The organism is Sphingomonas echinoides ATCC 14820, assembly GCF_000241465.1.
GTDB lineage: Bacteria > Pseudomonadota > Alphaproteobacteria > Sphingomonadales > Sphingomonadaceae > Sphingomonas > Sphingomonas echinoides.
Map to the genome: position 1 here is coordinate 1,471,506 of NZ_JH584235.1, position 15,994 is coordinate 1,487,499.

Annotated in this window: 14 protein-coding genes; 2 read left to right on the plus strand and 12 right to left on the minus strand. The window is 64.6% G+C overall.

Features of this window, described 5'->3' with window-relative positions; translation table 11 throughout:
- Positions 1–6 precede the first annotated feature (6 nt).
- Together ON00_RS06980 and purU are read left to right on the plus strand one after the other, a co-directional pair.
- Complete coding sequence (locus ON00_RS06980) at positions 7–1,332, plus strand: spinster family MFS transporter (protein ID WP_040601935.1); 1,326 nt, start codon at positions 7–9, stop codon at positions 1,330–1,332.
- Positions 1,332–2,192, plus strand: coding sequence for a formyltetrahydrofolate deformylase (purU, locus tag ON00_RS06985; protein ID WP_010404375.1), 861 nt, complete (start codon positions 1,332–1,334; stop codon positions 2,190–2,192). The genes ON00_RS06980 and purU overlap by 1 nt, the downstream gene beginning before the upstream one ends.
- A 46-nt stretch (positions 2,193–2,238) precedes the next feature.
- Here purU and ON00_RS06990 read toward each other — a convergent pair whose 3' ends face one another.
- The 12 genes from ON00_RS06990 to ccoN form a co-directional block, all read right to left on the minus strand.
- Positions 2,239–4,803: a TonB-dependent receptor gene (locus ON00_RS06990; protein ID WP_245535543.1), complete on the minus strand. Its 2,565-nt coding sequence runs from the start codon at positions 4,801–4,803 to the stop codon at positions 2,239–2,241.
- 168 nt (positions 4,804–4,971) lie between these two features.
- The gene (locus ON00_RS06995; protein ID WP_010404381.1) at positions 4,972–6,960 is read right to left on the minus strand and encodes a tetratricopeptide repeat-containing sulfotransferase family protein; all 1,989 of its coding nucleotides are present in this window, start codon (positions 6,958–6,960) and stop codon (positions 4,972–4,974) included.
- 101 nt (positions 6,961–7,061) lie between these two features.
- Positions 7,062–7,721, minus strand: a complete 660-nt coding sequence (locus ON00_RS07000; RefSeq protein ID WP_010404383.1) for a Crp/Fnr family transcriptional regulator — start codon at positions 7,719–7,721, stop codon at positions 7,062–7,064.
- Positions 7,722–7,825: 104 nt separating this feature from the next.
- A complete protein-coding gene (locus tag ON00_RS07005; protein WP_010404384.1) occupies positions 7,826–8,053 on the minus strand; it encodes a hypothetical protein in 228 nt (75 codons plus the stop codon).
- 100 nt (positions 8,054–8,153) lie between these two features.
- The gene (gene ccoS, locus ON00_RS07010; RefSeq protein ID WP_010404386.1) at positions 8,154–8,342 is read right to left on the minus strand and encodes a cbb3-type cytochrome oxidase assembly protein CcoS; all 189 of its coding nucleotides are present in this window, start codon (positions 8,340–8,342) and stop codon (positions 8,154–8,156) included.
- Positions 8,339–10,465, minus strand: coding sequence for a heavy metal translocating P-type ATPase (locus ON00_RS07015; RefSeq protein WP_010404388.1), 2,127 nt, complete (start codon positions 10,463–10,465; stop codon positions 8,339–8,341). The genes ccoS and ON00_RS07015 overlap by 4 nt, the downstream gene beginning before the upstream one ends.
- Positions 10,462–10,920, minus strand: a complete 459-nt coding sequence (locus ON00_RS07020) for a FixH family protein (RefSeq protein ID WP_010404390.1) — start codon at positions 10,918–10,920, stop codon at positions 10,462–10,464. Before ON00_RS07020 ends, ON00_RS07015 begins: the two co-directional genes overlap by 4 nt.
- The gene (gene ccoG / locus ON00_RS07025) at positions 10,917–12,434 is read right to left on the minus strand and encodes a cytochrome c oxidase accessory protein CcoG (protein ID WP_010404391.1); all 1,518 of its coding nucleotides are present in this window, start codon (positions 12,432–12,434) and stop codon (positions 10,917–10,919) included. The genes ON00_RS07020 and ccoG overlap by 4 nt, the downstream gene beginning before the upstream one ends.
- Entirely contained in the window at positions 12,434–13,372 is a 939-nt protein-coding gene (gene ccoP, locus ON00_RS07030; protein ID WP_010404392.1) for a cytochrome-c oxidase, cbb3-type subunit III, read from the minus strand. Before ccoP ends, ccoG begins: the two co-directional genes overlap by 1 nt.
- Positions 13,365–13,532: a CcoQ/FixQ family Cbb3-type cytochrome c oxidase assembly chaperone gene (locus ON00_RS07035; protein ID WP_010404393.1), complete on the minus strand. Its 168-nt coding sequence runs from the start codon at positions 13,530–13,532 to the stop codon at positions 13,365–13,367. The genes ccoP and ON00_RS07035 overlap by 8 nt, the downstream gene beginning before the upstream one ends.
- Complete coding sequence (gene ccoO, locus ON00_RS07040) at positions 13,529–14,263, minus strand: cytochrome-c oxidase, cbb3-type subunit II (protein ID WP_010404394.1); 735 nt, start codon at positions 14,261–14,263, stop codon at positions 13,529–13,531. Before ccoO ends, ON00_RS07035 begins: the two co-directional genes overlap by 4 nt.
- A gap of 10 nt (positions 14,264–14,273) precedes the next feature.
- The gene (gene ccoN, locus ON00_RS07045) at positions 14,274–15,929 is read right to left on the minus strand and encodes a cytochrome-c oxidase, cbb3-type subunit I (protein ID WP_010404395.1); all 1,656 of its coding nucleotides are present in this window, start codon (positions 15,927–15,929) and stop codon (positions 14,274–14,276) included.
- Positions 15,930–15,994: the final 65 nt, after the last annotated feature.

A 15,994-nucleotide genomic window follows, 5' to 3' on the forward strand; every position in this document is an offset into this window, starting at 1 on the left:
GCCAGCATGATGACATCGACGACACCGCGCCTGGAATCGGCGCGCTGGTATGTCGTGCTGGTGCTGGGGCTGGTCTATGCGGTCAACATCGCCGACCGCTATGTCGTCGCGACCGTGCTCGAACCGATCCGCAAGGAATTTGGCCTCAGCGATTCAGGCGTTGCCTGGCTGACCGGCGTTTCGCTCGCCTTCTTCTACATCTTCGTCGGGCTGCCGATCGCGCGCTATGCCGATCGTGCCAATCGCCGCAACATCGTCGCGGGCGCGATGATCCTCTGGTCGGCAGCAACCGCTTTGCTGGGCCTGACGCAGAACTATCTGCAGTTTCTGCTCGCGCGCATCGCGGTTGGGATTGGCGAGGCGGGCGGCACCCCGCCCTCAACCTCGATCATCGCCGACAATTTCCCGCGCGGACGGCGCGCCTATGCGCTGACCATCTATGCGCTGGGCCTGCCGCTTGGCGCGTGGATGGGGTCGAGCCTGGCGGGCGCGATCGTCGAGCATTTCCATAGCTGGCGCGCCGCCTTCATCGCGCTGGGCGTGCCGGGCGTGATCTTCGGCCTGCTGATCCTGCTGACCGTGCGCGAGCCGGTGCGGGGCCGCTTCGAACTCGTCACCGAAGACAGCGCCCCCGCCGCGAGCTTTGTCGAGACGTGCCGCTTCCTGTGGACGCAGCGATCGGCATGGCACATCAACGCGGCTGGCACGGTCATCTGCCTGTGGGGTTGGGGCCTGTTATTCTGGACGCAGACCTATTTCGAGCGCGCTTATGGCCTGTCGACCGCAGAGGCGGGCGCGCGCCTCGGCACGATCTATTTCTGGGCGGGTACGGTCGCGACGATCGCCACCAGCGCCATCCTCGCGCTGCCGCAAATGCAGGATCCGAAATGGATCGCCCGGCTGCTTGCCGTCATCGTCGCGGCATCGACGATCCCGTCTTTCCTGATTTACTTGACGCATTCGCTCACCGTGGCGACCGCGATGCTGTGGATCGTGGTGCCCGCCATCTATCTCTATGTCGGCCCGACCATGGCGCTGCTGCTCAATTTCATGCCCGCCCCGATGCGCGCACAGGGCATGGCAATCAGTTTGCTCACCGCCAATGTCGCCAATCTCATCATCGCGCCCACCGCAGTCGGTTGGATCAGCGACATGCTGACTGGGCCGCTCGGCGGCAATGCCGCGTCGCTTCGCTATGCCTTGCTGGCGCTGTCGCTCACCGGCTTCTGGGCTGCCTATCATTATTGGACGAGCGTGCGCAGCTACGCCGTCGACGATCTGCGCGTCCGGACCTTCGGCATGGACGCCGCGCCCCTTCCTGCGGAGGCATGATGTCCGTGCAGCCCTTCATCCTCACTTTGTCGTGCCAGGACCGGCCCGGCATCGTCGCCGCCGTCTCCGGCCACATTCTCGCCTGTGGCGGCAACATCACCGATTCCAGCCAGTATAATGACGCGGATTCGGGCGGTTTCTTCATGCGCACCGCCTTTTCCATCCCCGGCGGGGGGGATGCGGCGGCGGTGCACAGCGGGTTCGATGCGCTTGCCAAAGACTATGGCATGACGCTTACGCTCCGCCCGGCCGATGCGCGGCAAAGGGTGCTGATCCTGGTGTCGAAGTTCGACCATTGCCTGGTCGACTTGCTCTACCGCCGCCGCATCGGGGAGCTCGACATGGAGGTGGTCGGGATCATCTCCAACCATCCGGCCAAGGCCTTTTCGTCGCTCGATCTGGCGGGCATTCCCTTCCACCATCTGCCAATCACCCCCGCGACCAAGGCCGAACAGGAAGCCAAGATCTGGGCGATCCATCAGGCCACGCGCACCGATCTGGTGGTGCTGGCGCGCTATATGCAAATTCTGTCGGACGATCTCGCAGCCAGATTCGCCAGCCGGTGCATCAACATCCATCACAGCTTCCTGCCTGGCTTCAAAGGGGCCAAGCCCTATCATCAGGCGCATGCGCGCGGGGTGAAGGTGATTGGGGCGACCGCGCATTACGTGACCGGAGATCTCGACGAAGGGCCGATCATCGAACAGGATGTCGAACGGATCAGCCATGCTGACACCGCCGAAGACTTGGTGCGCAAGGGCCGCGATATCGAACGCCGCGTGCTATCGCGCGCGGTTGGCCTGCATCTGAGCGGGCGCGTGCTCGCCAATGGCGCGCGGACGATCGTGTTCCGCGACTGAGGCTGAGGGCGATCGGGAGAGCGGCACGCCGCCCTCCCCAGTCCGGTCAGAATTTCACCTTCGCCCGCACGCCGATCGTGCGCGGGCGCGCATAGGTCACGCGCGACCCCGCCTGATAGATCGCGTAATAGGTCGCGCGCTGGATATCGATCACCTTGACCCCGTCGAACAGATTGTTGCCGAAAACGCCAAATTCGAACTGGCCCACGTCATAGGTGATCGACGCGCTCGCATTATGGCTTTCGGGGATCACGGCGAAGGTCTGGCTGGCCCCACCATTGCTGGTTTTGTCGACGATCAGCTGCTTGGTCTTCGGGTCAAGCGTGGTCGAGAAATTATTGAACGTCGTCTGCTGCGACGAGATGTATTTGTACGTCGCCTGCAAATGCAGCGAGCCGCTGCCAAGGTCGGTATCGTAGAACGCCCCGGCCGACGCGGTCACTTGCGGCGAATAGGGCGTGCGGTCGCCGTCAAACGCGCCGACCGTCGGGATATCGCCGCGCGCATTCGAATCGTTGAACGAGAAGCTGCCGTTGAGCGTGATGTTGCGCGTCGCCTTGACCGCCGCCTCCAGCTCGACGCCCTTGCTGGCGATCTTGCCCTTATTGTCGGTGAAGAAATACGAGCAGTTGAGCCGCAACCGCGTCTGCACGTCGGACCAGTCGATATAATACGCGCTGGCGTTGAGCGTTACGCGGCCGCCCGCCAGCTTGGCCTTTTCGCCGATCGTGTAGTTCCACAATTTGTCGGGCCCGAACGTCCCCGGCGCTGCGGTATAGCCATAGGCATTGAGCTGCGTCGTGCAGCGCCCGGCCAGACCCGCCGTGCCCAGCGGCACCGGCTGATTGGCCCCGCCATAACGGAAGCCCTTGGCGGCTTCGGCATAGATCAGCACATTGTCGTCGAGCTTGTACGAGATGTTGGCACGCGGGTTGACGCCGTTCGACTTAAGCGTCGAGGTGATCGACTGGGTGATGCCCGTCGTCCGCCCCTGCGCATCCTTGCCGAGCAGCACGCCGAACGCGCCGCCTTCGTACAGATAATAGTTTTCCTTGAAATTGAAGTAGCGCAGGCCAGCGGTCAGATCGAGCCGATCGGTGACATGCCACGTGCCATCCGCATAAGCAGCGAACTGATGCTCGTGAACGTCCTGCAGGCCTGAGAAAATGTCGTTCGAGTTGAACGCGCCATCCACGGTTTTCGAGTCATACAGGCCGCTCGGCGTCGCGAACGGGCCAAACGCAGCATTCTGGTAGGACAGCGTATCGAACCCGGCGACCGGAATGTCCTGAACGAGGTGCCGGTTCTGCTTTTCATAATAGGCACCGACCGTCCATTTGATCGGGCCATCGTTCTTCGACACTAGCCGGGCTTCGGCCATGAAATCGTTCAGCTTCTGGTTGATCGTATAGTTTTCGGCCGGGATCAGGCTGGTCACGGCGTGGTTGTAGCTGGCTGGCGGGTTGTACAGCGGATATTTGCCGGCCCCGGTATACGGCGCGTAATAACTCGCGAAATAATAGCCGATCTGCGGATCCGGGCTCGCGTTGAAGCCGATCTTGCGGTCGGTATACGCGCCGGTGACGATCAGATTGGCAAAGCCCGCATCATAATCGAAACCGCCAGTGTAGAGCTTGAACAGGTCGCGCGTGCCTTCCGCGCCGTTGCTCTCATAGGTGTAGGGCGCAAGGCCGTTGAGCCCAGTGTTGAGCCCCTTGGCGCGGCTGTCCTCATAGGTGAAACTGCCATCGACGACCAGTTTGTCGGTCGGCGTCCAGCGCACCGCGACCCGGCCCTGGGTGGAGCGGTTGCTATTGGCGTTGTCGACCTTGTGCTGGCCGATATTGTCGATGAAACCGCCATCATTGCCGACAAAGATATTGCCGCGCACGGCAAGCTGATCCTTGATCAGCGGAATGTTGACCATACCGCGGACATTGTAGCTGCCGGCCCCATGCTCGGTGGTCGATCCGCTCGCTTCGGCGGTGCCGAAGAAGCTCCGGGCATCGGGCTTTGCCGTCACGAAGCGCACCGTGCCCGCCATCGAGCCCGCACCGAACAGCGTGCCCTGCGGCCCGCGCAGCACTTCGACGCGGTCGAGATCATAGACCTTCAGATCGGGAGTCTGCCCCTGCACCGAGATCGGCGTATCATCGAGATAGACCGCGACGAGCGGGCGATCCGACGTGTCCGACGTGACATAGCCGCCCGTCGCAAGCCCGCGCAGGTTGAACTTGTTAAAGCCCGGCGCGCCTTCGGTGATGACAAGCGAGGGCGTGAATTTGGCGAGATCGGACAGATTGCCCTGCCCCGATTTGGTGACCTGATCGACATTCACCACCGACACCGCGATCGGCACCTTCTGCAGCGATTCCGCGCCCGAGCGCGTGGCGGTGACGACGATGTCGGTCAGCTCGCCATCCTTGGGGGGCGTTTGTGTCGGCGAAGCTCCTGCGGCCGCTGCATCGGTATCCGCAAGGGGAACGGCATGGTCTGGCGCAGCAAAGGCAGCCTGTGGTGCCAGCAACGCCAAACTTGCTGCAGATGCCAGCAAAGTAGCAAGCAAAGGCGTGCGACGGCCCAACGGGCCGGATTGAGCATGAAACTTCATCATAGTCCCCCCTTGTCGTAAACGCCCCGTCAGATCCTCGCGCTGCCGCATCAGGCTTCACGCCTTTTGCTTGCGGAGAATTTGGATCTGATCCCCGATTGAAGAAGCTCACCCGATTCCCGAAAAGCGAGAAGGATAATAATCAGATAGGGGCATTCCAAATTGCGATTATGGCCGATCGGTGACGGGTCTGGCAAGGGGGCCGAGCGTTTCGATCAACGCGCCCAGCCACGGCTCGAAGCCACGCCACTGGTCAAGCGCATCGCGGAAGATCGGGCGGCGCACCTGTTCAGAACTGGGGGTGCGCACATTCCGTCCAGTCTCGAAAAAGCGCAGACAGTGCGGCTCGAAAGCAAGCGCACAATAGTCGAGCAGACGGCGGATTTCGCTCTCAGCGTCATCCACTAGGTCTTCATAGACAATGCGGTGCACCCTGCCCGGAAAGACCGCATCGAAATGCGCCATCAGCGCAACATAGTCGCGATAGTAATGGGCCAAGTCTTCCAGATCGTAACTATACGCCTGCCCGCGCGCGAACGCCTGCTTGAAGATCGAGAAGCAACACGCCACCGGATCCCGCCTGACATCGATAATATGGGCATTGGGCAGCATCAGATGGATCAAGCCGCTGTGCAGGAAATTGCCCGGAAATTTGTCGACGAACAGGGGCCGGTCGCCGCTGCGATACACCTCGGTCTGCTTTAGGTAGGCGCGGCCAAGCCGGGCGAACGCCTCACGCGGCACTTGCGAGATGGAAGCAGGATAGCCGGGATTGGCGGTCGCCAAGTCCCGCGCCAGCGCGGTCAGCGTCGGCAACTCCGACGCGCCTTCGACCTGGCTATGGCTGGCGAGGATCTGCTCGACCAACGTCGAGCCCGATCGCGGCATCCCCACCACGAAGATCGGGCCGATCGCATCGCACCCAGCGCCCGCCGCGCGGGCGAAGAGCGCAGCGTCGAACGCCGCGATCGATTGCGTGATGAAGCGATGATGCGCGGCGGCATCGTGCGGCTCGAGGCGCTTTCGCGCTGCATTGCCGCGCGCATAATGATCGAACGCCTCGGCATAGCGGCGCTCGTCCTCCAGCGCCTTGCCCAGTGCGAAATCCAGATAGGCGCGGTCGGCCGGATTGGCGCTGGCCGCGTCCGGCACGGCCTGCATCCGCGCGATATCCGCGGCGTCGAAGCGCACCGTCTTGAGATTGGCGAGGCTCCACCACGCCTCGCCACAACTGGGCGCAATGGCGATGGCGCGGCGATATGCAGCGACCGCATCGCTCTGCCGCCCGATCGCGCGCAGCGCATGGCCGTAAGCGTGCCACAGGTCGCTATCCTCGGCGGCGGCGGGCAGCACACTTTCATAGGCGGCGACCGCCTGCGCAACATTGCCGAGCTGCATATGGATCGCTGCGTGCAGCCCGACCACCATCGCGACCCCCGCATAGGCATCCGCCACCGGGCCGATCACGCCAAGCGCCTCGGCTCCGCGCTCCAACCGGTGCAGTGCGAGGGCGAGACTGAAGCGCGCGGGCGCGAACGCGGGGGCAAAAGCGACGGTCTTTGCCAGCAAGGGCTCGACCGCCGCGAAATGCCCGAGCCGCATCCCGACATCGGCCAACAGCCGAACGGCGGCCACGTCATTCAGATCGAGGCCAAAGCGCGTCCACAAGGCCGCGCGGGCGCGCGGATCCCCCCGCGTAAAAAACGCGCCAGCCACATCGGCGAGTGCCGCATCGCCGACATAGCCCGGCACCACGCGCATCTGCGCGGCGAGCGCAGCCTCGGCGTGGTTGCGCAGCGCGAGTTGGTCCCCCAGCGCGTGCCAGGCGAGCGACGATTGTGCGTTGGCGCTGGTCGCGCGCTCCAGCGCGGCGATGGCGGCGTCGGTCTGGCCGAGCGTCGCCAGCGCCACCCCGTGTTCATAGTGCAAACCCCATAACGCCGGTCGGGCCGTTGCGAGCGGTGCCAGCACCGCGCACGCAGCAGACGGATCCCCGCTCCGCCGCAGCGCCGCCGCAAGCAGGAAATGTGCTTCCAACGATCCAGGTTCCGCCGCCACGGCGCGCCGCGCCTGCGCCACGGCGGCACACGGATCGACGCTCAGCAACCGTCGGGCCTCGCGCAATTCGAGAGAGGGGACGGGGTTGGACAGCGTCATGATCCCGCAAGGCTGGAGGGCAAAGGCTGAGCCTATCCGCCACCGGCCTTAAAATCTACAAAGTCGCCGCTTGATCGCTGTCAAAGCCGCTGCCGGGGCACTCACTCAGGATTGGCAAGCGGCTCCAAAGCGGCGCGGTCCGTGATGAGGATCGACCGCCCCCCGCGCGCCAGCGTGATCGCGCCCAGCACCTTCAATCGCGTCAATTGGCGACTGACCGTTTCGATGGTGAGGCCCAGAAAATCCGCCATATCGCCACGGCTGACGGGTACATCGATGCTGATCGATCCGTCCACCGTCCGGACCGCGGTGCGGTCGACCAGATCGAGCAGGAAGCCCGCCACACGCTCCTGCGCGCCGCGCTTGCCCAGCGTCAGCATCCGCTCACGCGCATCGTTCAGCGAGGCAAGCGTGCGCCGCAACAACATCCGTTCAATCGACGACGCCTCTGCCATCACGCGCTCGAAACGCTCGCGCGGATAGACGCACAGGTCGCTGTCGACCAGCGCGGTGACGGTCAAGGACGACGTCTCTTCGAACAATTGCCCGACGAAATCGCCGGCAAACACCAGGCCGACAATCTGTTCGCGCCCGTTTGCGGTCGAAGCGGTGACTTTGAGGATGCCCGACACGACATTGGCGCACAGCACATTATCGTCGCCCGCCCAGGTGAGCACCTGCCCCGCCGCCAGCGCGCGTCGCCGCCCGATCGAACTCAGTGCGGAAAGGTCGTCCCTATCGGCGGCACCGCACAGGCCCATATCCCGTACGTCGCATTCCGCGCACCTGTTGCTTTGCGTCCCCATGCCGCCGCTATCACAGGAACGGCGCGCCACGCCTGTACGTAATTATCCTGATGCCGTGCTCAATCCCCCTCGCCATCGTCGAGGAGATCGGCGGCGGTCCTGCGGCTGCACATCGCGTGACATCCGGTCGGACAGTCGCGTCGCTGCCCGGGCGGCTCGCCCGGACGCCCGAGCGGGATCGTCACCGTGCCGTGCCCACCGCAGATCGCCGCGGTGATACTGTCCCCCGGCGGCCCCGCCTGCGCCACCGTGGCGCTGGCCAGCCCCAGCACCGCGACCAACGCCAAACCCGCACCGCCCCGCGAAGACCGCGCAGAATGGCAGGGGTTGGGACACCACATGTCCGATTCTATACGCGCATCCGCCGCGCCGGGTGTTTGACCCCGATCAAGCATGGGGCGTTACCGGATCGATCGGCTTGGCGAGCGCGGGCTGATCCTCCTCCTCGATCAGGATGCGCAGCGCGGCCCCGTCGAGATCCTCAAACTGCCCGGCGCGCGCCGCCCAGAAGAACGCCGCCAGCCCCGCCAGGCCCAGCGCCAGCGCCACCGGAATCAGCACCACCAGCCCGGTCATCGCGCCACGCCCCGCAAACGCAGCGCATTGGCGACGACGATCAGCGAGGATCCCGACATGGCGAGCGCCGCGATCAACGGCGTTACTTGCCCGGCGATCGCCAGCGGCACCGCCAGCACGTTATAGCCGATCGCCAGCGCGAAATTCTGCCGCACGACGCGCATGGTCCGGCGCGCGGCCGCCACCGCGATCGGCACGGGCATCAGTTTGTCGCCAAAGAAGACAAGGTCGGCAACCAACTGGCTGACATCGGTACCCGAAGAGGGGGCCATCGCAACGAACGCGCGCTTCATCGCCGGGCCATCATTGAGGCCGTCGCCGACCATCAGCACCTTGCGCCCGCGCGCGGCAAACTCATCGACGATGCGGCATTTGTCGGCAGGGTCCATCCGCGCGCTGCCATCGATGCCCAGCGTATCGCCGATCGTCTCGACCACCGCCGCCGCATCACCTGATAATAAGCGCGGGGTAAACCCCTCCGCCCGCAAGCGTTCGATCGCCGCCGTGGCGTCGGGCCGCAAGGCATCGCCAAAGGTCATCACATACGCCGGCGCATCGCTGATCCCGAAAGCCGCCGCCGCATGTGCCTGCGTCGCGCCCTCGGCTGCGCCAACCCAATCAAGACGCCCCAACCGCACCAGCGCGTTGCCAAACCGTCCTTCGACCCCCAGCCCCGGATGCTCGACGATATCGGTCACCACAGCGGCGATAACGCCAGCGCGCCCGAGCGTATCGGCGAGCGCCATCGACAGGGGGTGACGACTGGCTTGCGCCAACGCGAGCAGGACCCCTCGCTCCACCGGGGCGGACGGCAAACCGTCCAACGGCGTGAGATGCCCGAGCGTCACCGTGCCGGTCTTGTCGAGCAACACGGTATCGGCGGCCGCCAGCCGCTCCAGTGCCGAACCATCCTTGAGCAAAATCCCCGCGCGCATCAACGCGCCCGCCGCGACAACCTGCGCGATCGGCACGGCCAGCCCCAGCGCGCACGGGCAGGTGATGATCAGCACCGCGACCGCAATCGTCAGCGCCTGGTGCAGCCCCGCCCCCGCGATCAGCCAGCCGACCAGGCTCAGCGCCGCCAGCGTATGCACCGCCGGCGCATAGAGCCGCGACGCGCGATCGGCGATGCGGACATAACGCGACTTGCCCTGCGTCGCGGTCTCCATCAGCCGCGCGATGTCGGCGACGATCGTCGCCTCGCCCGCCGCCGTCACGCGCACCGTCAATGGTCCGCTGAGGTTGATCGTGCCCGCCAGCACGGTGTCGCCAACGGTAACCGCCTCCGCCACGCTCTCGCCCGTGACAAGCGAACGATCGACACTGCTGCGCCCGGTCTCAACCACGCCATCGGCCCCGATCCGCTCCCCCGCCGCGATCAGCAGCCGCATTCCCGGTGCCAGTTCGGCGGCAAGGCGCTGCTCGGTGCTGCCATCGGGTCGCCGCACCAGCACTTCAGCCGGAACGCGCCGCATCAGCGCCGCGACCCCGTCCGCCGCCCGCACGCGCATCGCGCTGTCGAGAAAACGCCCGGCGAGCAGGAAGAACAGCAGCATCGTCACGCCGTCGAAATAGGCGTGCGCGCCGCCGATCACGGTTTCGTACAGGCTCATCGACAGGGTCAGGATGACGCCGATCGAAATCGGCACGTCCATATTGGTGCGGCCATGCCGCAGCGCGCCCCACGCGCTCTTGAAGAAGGGCCGCCCGGCATAAGCGACCGCCGGCAAAGCGATCGCCGCCGACAGCCAGTGGAACAGCGTCCGCGTCGCGCCATCCGCGCCCGACCAGATCGACACCGACAGCAGCATGACATTCATTGCTGCAAAGCCCGCAACCGCCAGCGCGGTCATCAACATGCGGCTTTCGCGATTGGCCGAGACTTCGCTTTCCCCGACAAACGGCTGCGCCGAAAAACCCAGCCGCCCGATCGCGGCTTGCAGCTCATCATCGGCAACGTTGGCGGCGTGCTCGATCCGCACGCGCTTGCTGGTGAAATTGACGCGGGCCGACGTTACGCCCGAAACCTCGGGCAGGCCCTTTTCCAGCTTGGCAATACACGCGGCGCAGCGCAGCCCGTCGACCGTGAAGATCGAGGTTTCGAGCGGCGCTGCCGTGCTCACGCCGGAATCTCGTCGTCGAAGCGCGCATCCTCATGCCCGTGGCGGACATCGACGCGGAGCAGCCAGCGTCCGGCCGGGAGCGCCGTTGTCGAGACAAACCGCCCCTTGCCGACCGAGCGGAACACGAGATCCCGCTCCGGCAGCCGACCAAGCGGATGCGTCGCGCGCACCGTAACCACCGCATCCGACAGCGGACCCTGCGGCGCGAGCGCAGTGACGATCACGACGCGGTCACCATCGACGGTCGCATCGACATTCCAGTTGAGCCCACGCTGCGCGCGCGCCTCGGCCAGCCAATCGTTGAAACGCTGGCTGGCAACATAGCTGTTATCGACCACCGTCCCGCCAAAGGTGCCGATCGCGTAGCTTGCCATCAGCACGTTGACCGCGATCACCAGCCCGAACATCGCGACGATGATGCCAGTCATGTGCCAGCCGGTGAAAGGTCGCGTCATGGCGTGGGCTCCGGGCGTTCGAAGAAGCTGGTGTCGCGGGCCGACCCGCCCTCTTTGTCGAGCGCGCGCACGGTGAAGGCAAGATCGGCGCGCGTCGGCCCAGCGCCAGGCGCGCTGACGAACAGCGGGACTTGCGCGACCTGGTCGGGCGCGACGTCGACGCGAACACTCCGCGCGGCCTGGTTACGTCCTGCCTCTTCGGTCCACAGCACCGCGCCGGGAACGCCCGAGATCGCAATTTCGACCGAGCGCGGACGCTCCTCCATATTGCGGACCTTGACGGTATAGCCGTTGCGAATGCTGCCATCCGACAAGCGCACCCATTGCGGATTGCGCGTCTGCAAGACGCCGATACCGATCCGTTCGCGATTGCCCAGCGCGAACAGCATCGCCAGGCCGATTCCCGCCCAGGCACCGAAATAGAGGAGAGTGCGCGGCCGGAACAGGCGCTTGAGCGCGGGCACCGGTGCTTCGCCCGCTTGTGCGAGCCGCGCATCGAGATCGGTCGTATAGCCGATCAAGCGACTGGGCCGACCGATCTTGGCCATGATCCCGTCACACGCATCGATGCACAGGCCACAGGTGATGCAGCCGATTTGCGACCCTTCGCGAATGTCGATTCCGGTCGGGCACACCGCGACACAGGCGTTGCAATCGATACAGTCGCCGATCCGCGATGCCAGCTCGGGCTGCTCGATCAACGCGACCAGCGAGGGTGTCCCCAACACCACCTGTGCCAGCGGCTCAGCGCGCTTCAACCCATGCGAGCGCGGCTCGCCCCGCCATGCCTTGTAGGTGACGGTCAGCGATTTCTCGTCGAGCATCGCGCTCTGGATGCGCGGCCACGGGCACATATAGATGCACACCTGTTCGCGCATCAGCCCGCCGAAGATATAAGTGGTGGCGGTCAGCACGCCGACCGTCGCATAAGCGACGAATGGCGCACTGCCTTGCACGAATGCCCGACCCAGCGTCGGCGCATCGGCGAAGTAGAAGATCCAGGCACCGCCGGTGAGCGCACCGATCACCAGCCAGATCGAATGTTTGGCAATCCGCCGCGCAATTTTGGACGGCCCCCATGGCGCGCGTTGCAGCTTGATCTGGGCGTTGCGGTCGCCGTCGATGGCGCGTTCGACATGCACGAACAGGTCGGTCCACACGGTTTGCGGGCAGGCATAGCCGCACCACGCCCGCCCCACCGCCGATGTCACCAGGAACAGCCCGATTCCGGCCATGATCAGCAGGCCCGCGACATAATAGAATTCGTGCGGCCAGATCTCGATCGAGAACATGTAGAAGCGCCGATGCGCCAGATCGACCAACACGGCCTGATCCGGCGCATAGGGCCCGCGGTTCCAGCGCAGCCACGGCGTGACGTAGTAGATTGCGAGCGCGACCAGCATGATCGCCCATTTCAAGCGCCGGAACGGGCCGTCCACCGCCTTCGGGAACACCTTGCGGCGCGCCTCGAAAAACTGTTGCCCGTCACCGGTCAAGTCTTGGGGATGGGCCATCAGCGCGCCGCGACCGCTGCCGGTACAGGAGTCTCCGCCGGGGCCGGCACCGGGTCGACCGGCGTCTTTTCGCCGCCGCCCAGCGAGTGGACATAGATTGCCAGCATCTTGACCGTCACTGGATCAAGCCGCGCACCCCAGGCGGGCATGATGCCGTAGCGCGCGTTGGTCACCGTCTCGGTGATGGTGTCGCGGTCTCCGCCATAGAGCCAGATGCCATCGGTCAGATTGGGCGCGCCGACGGCGCGGTTCCCCTTGCCAGCATCGCCATGACACACCGCGCAATTGGCGGTGAACACGGCGGCACCGCGCCTGGACGAAGCGGTCACCCCCTCTTGCTTGGACAGGAAGCGGACATAGGATACCACATCCTGCACTTCCGCAGGCTTGAGGATGCCATCGCGCCCAAAGGCCGGCATTTGCGACATGCGGGTTTCGTCGTCGCCGGGCTGGCGGACGCCGTGCAGCAAGGTTTGCTGAATCGTCTTCAGATCGCCGCCCCACAACCAATCGTCATCGTTGAGGTTGGGATAGCCTTTGGCACCGGCCGCGCCTGCGCCATGACACTGTGTGCAATAGACCTTGAAGGCCGAATGCCCGCCCTCCTGCGCCGCGCGCAGCAATTTGGGATCGGCCGGGATCTGCTCGATCGGCGTCTGTTCAAGCGCGTGCATCACCGGCGCGCGCCGCGCATGGTCCGCCGCCATTTCCTTGGCGAGATCGCCATGGCTCGACCAGCCGAGCACGCCCGTGCTCGCGCTGTGCAACATCGGGATGGCGGGATAGAGCACCACCATCACCGCCGCAAAGGCGATGCAGGCGTAGAAGGTGTACAGCCACCAGCGTGGCATCGGGGTATCGAGTTCCTCGATTCCGTCCCATTCATGCCCGACGAAACTGGTGCCGGTGGGCTCGTCGATGCGCTTTTCGTCAGCCATCCACTTCGTCCTCTTGCTCGAAGATGCTCATTGCCGCCCGCTCGTGTCCGGCAGAAACCGAGCGCAGGAAGGTCCAGCCGGTGAAGGTCAGGAACGCCACGCCCATCAGGATCAGCCCCCAACTGTCGGCAAATTCCCGCAACACATCATACGTGGTCATCGTGCCTGCTCCCGCGGTGCAGCCGATTTGAAATCGACCTGAGTGCCAAGGCCCTGCAGATAGGCGACCAGCGCATCCATCTCGGTCACTTGCCCAGGCTTGCCGTCGAAATCGCGCGCCACTGCCTTGGGATAGCGCTTGAGCAGACCTGCCGTGTCGCCCTCGCCCGTCGCCTGGGTGGTGACGTCCTCAGCCGCCTTGGCGATCTCCTCATTGGTATAGGGCACGCCGACGCGGCGCAGCGCGACCAGGTGATCACCGATATGGCTGACGTCGAGATCGCGGTCCGCTAGGAAGGCGTAGGGCGGCATGATCGATTCGGGCACCACTGCACGCGGGTCCTTCAAATGCTGGACATGCCAGCCATCCGAATAGCGCCCGCCGACCCGTGCCAGATCCGGCCCGGTGCGCTTCGATCCCCATTGGAACGGGTGATCGTACATGCTTTCGGCGGCGAGGCTGTAATGGCCGTAGCGTTCGGTCTCGTCGCGGAACGGGCGGATCATCTGGCTGTGGCAGCCATAACATCCCTCGCGAATGTAGATGTCGCGCCCGGCGAGTTCGAGCGGGGTGTAGGGCCGCACGCCCTCCACCTTGGTCACGGTCGAGTCGATCCAGAACAAAGGCGCGATCTCGACGATGCCGCCGATGGCGACGGTGAGGAAGGCAAGCACCGCGAGCAACGTGACGTTGCGCTCGATCACTTTGTGGCGGTTGAGGAGGTTTGCCATGGTCGCGCCCTTATTCTGCTGGGACGTGCTGGAGCGGATGGTCGCGCGCCGGATCGAAGGCCGGGGACGACATCGGGGCTTCGTCGCGGAGCTTGCCCGCAATCGTCATCCAGATGTTCCAGGCCATGATCAGCGCACCGGTGAGGTAAAGCAGCCCACCCGTCGTGCGGATCAGATAATAGGGGTGCATCGCCTGGACGACTTCGGCGAAGGAATAGACGAGATAGCCGTCGCTTCCATATTCGCGCCACATCAGCCCCTGCATGATGCCCGCCACCCACATCGACGAAGCGTAGAGCACGATGCCGAGCGTGGCGCACCAGAAGTGCCAGTTCACCATCCGCAGCGAATAGAGCCGGGTGCGGCCCCACAAACGCGGCGTCATGTAGTACAGCGCGCCGAAGGTGATCATCCCGTTCCAGCCAAGCGCGGCGGAATGGACATGGCCGATCGTCCAGTCGGTGTAATGGCTGAGCGAATTGACCTCCTTGATCGACATCATCGGCCCTTCGAAGGTGGCCATGCCGTAGAAGGCGAGCGCGAACACCATCATGCGGATGATCGGATCGGTGCGGATCTTGTCCCAGGCACCGTTGAGCGTCATCAGGCCGTTAATCATGCCGCCCCAGCTCGGCATCCACAGCATCACCGAGAACACTTCGCCCAGCGTCTGCGCCCAGTCGGGCAGCGCGGTATAGTGCAGGTGGTGCGGCCCGGCCCAGATGTAGAGGAAGATCAGCGACCAGAAGTGGATGATCGACAGCCGGTAGCTGTAGATCGGCCGCTCGGCCTGCTTGGGCACGAAATAATACATCATGCCGAGGAAGCCCGCCGTCAGGAAGAAGCCGACCGCATTATGGCCATACCACCACTGCGTCAGCGCGTCCTGCACGCCCGCAAAGGCCGAATAGGATTTGGAGCCGAAGAACGACACCGGCATCGTCACATTGTTGACGAGGTGGAGCATCGCGACGGTGATGATGAAGCCGAGATAGAACCAGTTGGCGACATAGATATGCGGTTCGGAGCGGCGCACGATTGTGCCGACATAGACCGCGAGGTACGAGACCCAGACGATCGTCAGCCAGATATCGACATACCATTCAGGCTCGGCATATTCGCGCCCCTCGGTAATGCCGAGCACATAGCCCGACGCCGCCAGCACGATGAACAATTGATAGCCCCAGAACACGAAGCGCGCGAGCCAAGGAAAGGCGAGGCGCGCGCGGCAGGTGCGCTGCACCACATAATAGCTGGTCGCGATCAGCGCGTTGCCGCCAAAGGCGAAGATCACCGCCGAGGTGTGCAGCGGCCGCAAGCGCCCGAAAGTGGTATATTCGGAATGGAGGTTGAGCAGCGGGAAAGCGAGCTGCGAGGCGATAACCACGCCGACCAGCAAGCCGACGATCGCCCAGAACACCGTGGCGATCACGCCCCAGCGGATCACCTCGTCATCATAGCGATCGCGTGGGGCAGGCAAAGAGCCGTCCGCCGCGATCGCCGGATTGCCGACGCGCCGCATCGCGTAAAACGCAGCGATAAACGCCGCCAGCGCGACGATTCCCATCTGGATGGCAAAGCCCTGGTCGATCGCGCAGGCGGACATCCCGACTGCCGCGAACGCCACCACGAGCCACGCCACGGCCCTCATCACGATTCCGTCCATTCGCGCCTCCGCAACCAGTAGAGCTTGTCCATGGCCACATCGGCCGACGCGGCCCTTGACCTTCG

Coding starts and splice junctions, on each gene's coding strand:
- ON00_RS06980 (WP_040601935.1), top strand. CDS start 7: ATGATGACATCGACGACACCGCGCCTGGAATCGGCGCGCTGGTATGTC.
- purU (WP_010404375.1), top strand. CDS start 1,332: ATGTCCGTGCAGCCCTTCATCCTCACTTTGTCGTGCCAGGACCGGCCC.
- ON00_RS06990 (WP_245535543.1), bottom strand. CDS start 4,803: ATGAAGTTTCATGCTCAATCCGGCCCGTTGGGCCGTCGCACGCCTTTG.
- ON00_RS06995 (WP_010404381.1), bottom strand. CDS start 6,960: ATGACGCTGTCCAACCCCGTCCCCTCTCTCGAATTGCGCGAGGCCCGA.
- ON00_RS07000 (WP_010404383.1), bottom strand. CDS start 7,721: ATGGGCCTGTGCGGTGCCGCCGATAGGGACGACCTTTCCGCACTGAGT.
- ccoS (WP_010404386.1), bottom strand. CDS start 8,342: ATGACCGGGCTGGTGGTGCTGATTCCGGTGGCGCTGGCGCTGGGCCTG.
- ON00_RS07020 (WP_010404390.1), bottom strand. CDS start 10,920: ATGACGCGACCTTTCACCGGCTGGCACATGACTGGCATCATCGTCGCG.
- ccoG (WP_010404391.1), bottom strand. CDS start 12,434: ATGGCCCATCCCCAAGACTTGACCGGTGACGGGCAACAGTTTTTCGAG.
- ccoP (WP_010404392.1), bottom strand. CDS start 13,372: ATGGCTGACGAAAAGCGCATCGACGAGCCCACCGGCACCAGTTTCGTC.
- ON00_RS07035 (WP_010404393.1), bottom strand. CDS start 13,532: ATGACCACGTATGATGTGTTGCGGGAATTTGCCGACAGTTGGGGGCTG.
- ccoO (WP_010404394.1), bottom strand. CDS start 14,263: ATGGCAAACCTCCTCAACCGCCACAAAGTGATCGAGCGCAACGTCACG.
- ccoN (WP_010404395.1), bottom strand. CDS start 15,929: ATGGACGGAATCGTGATGAGGGCCGTGGCGTGGCTCGTGGTGGCGTTC.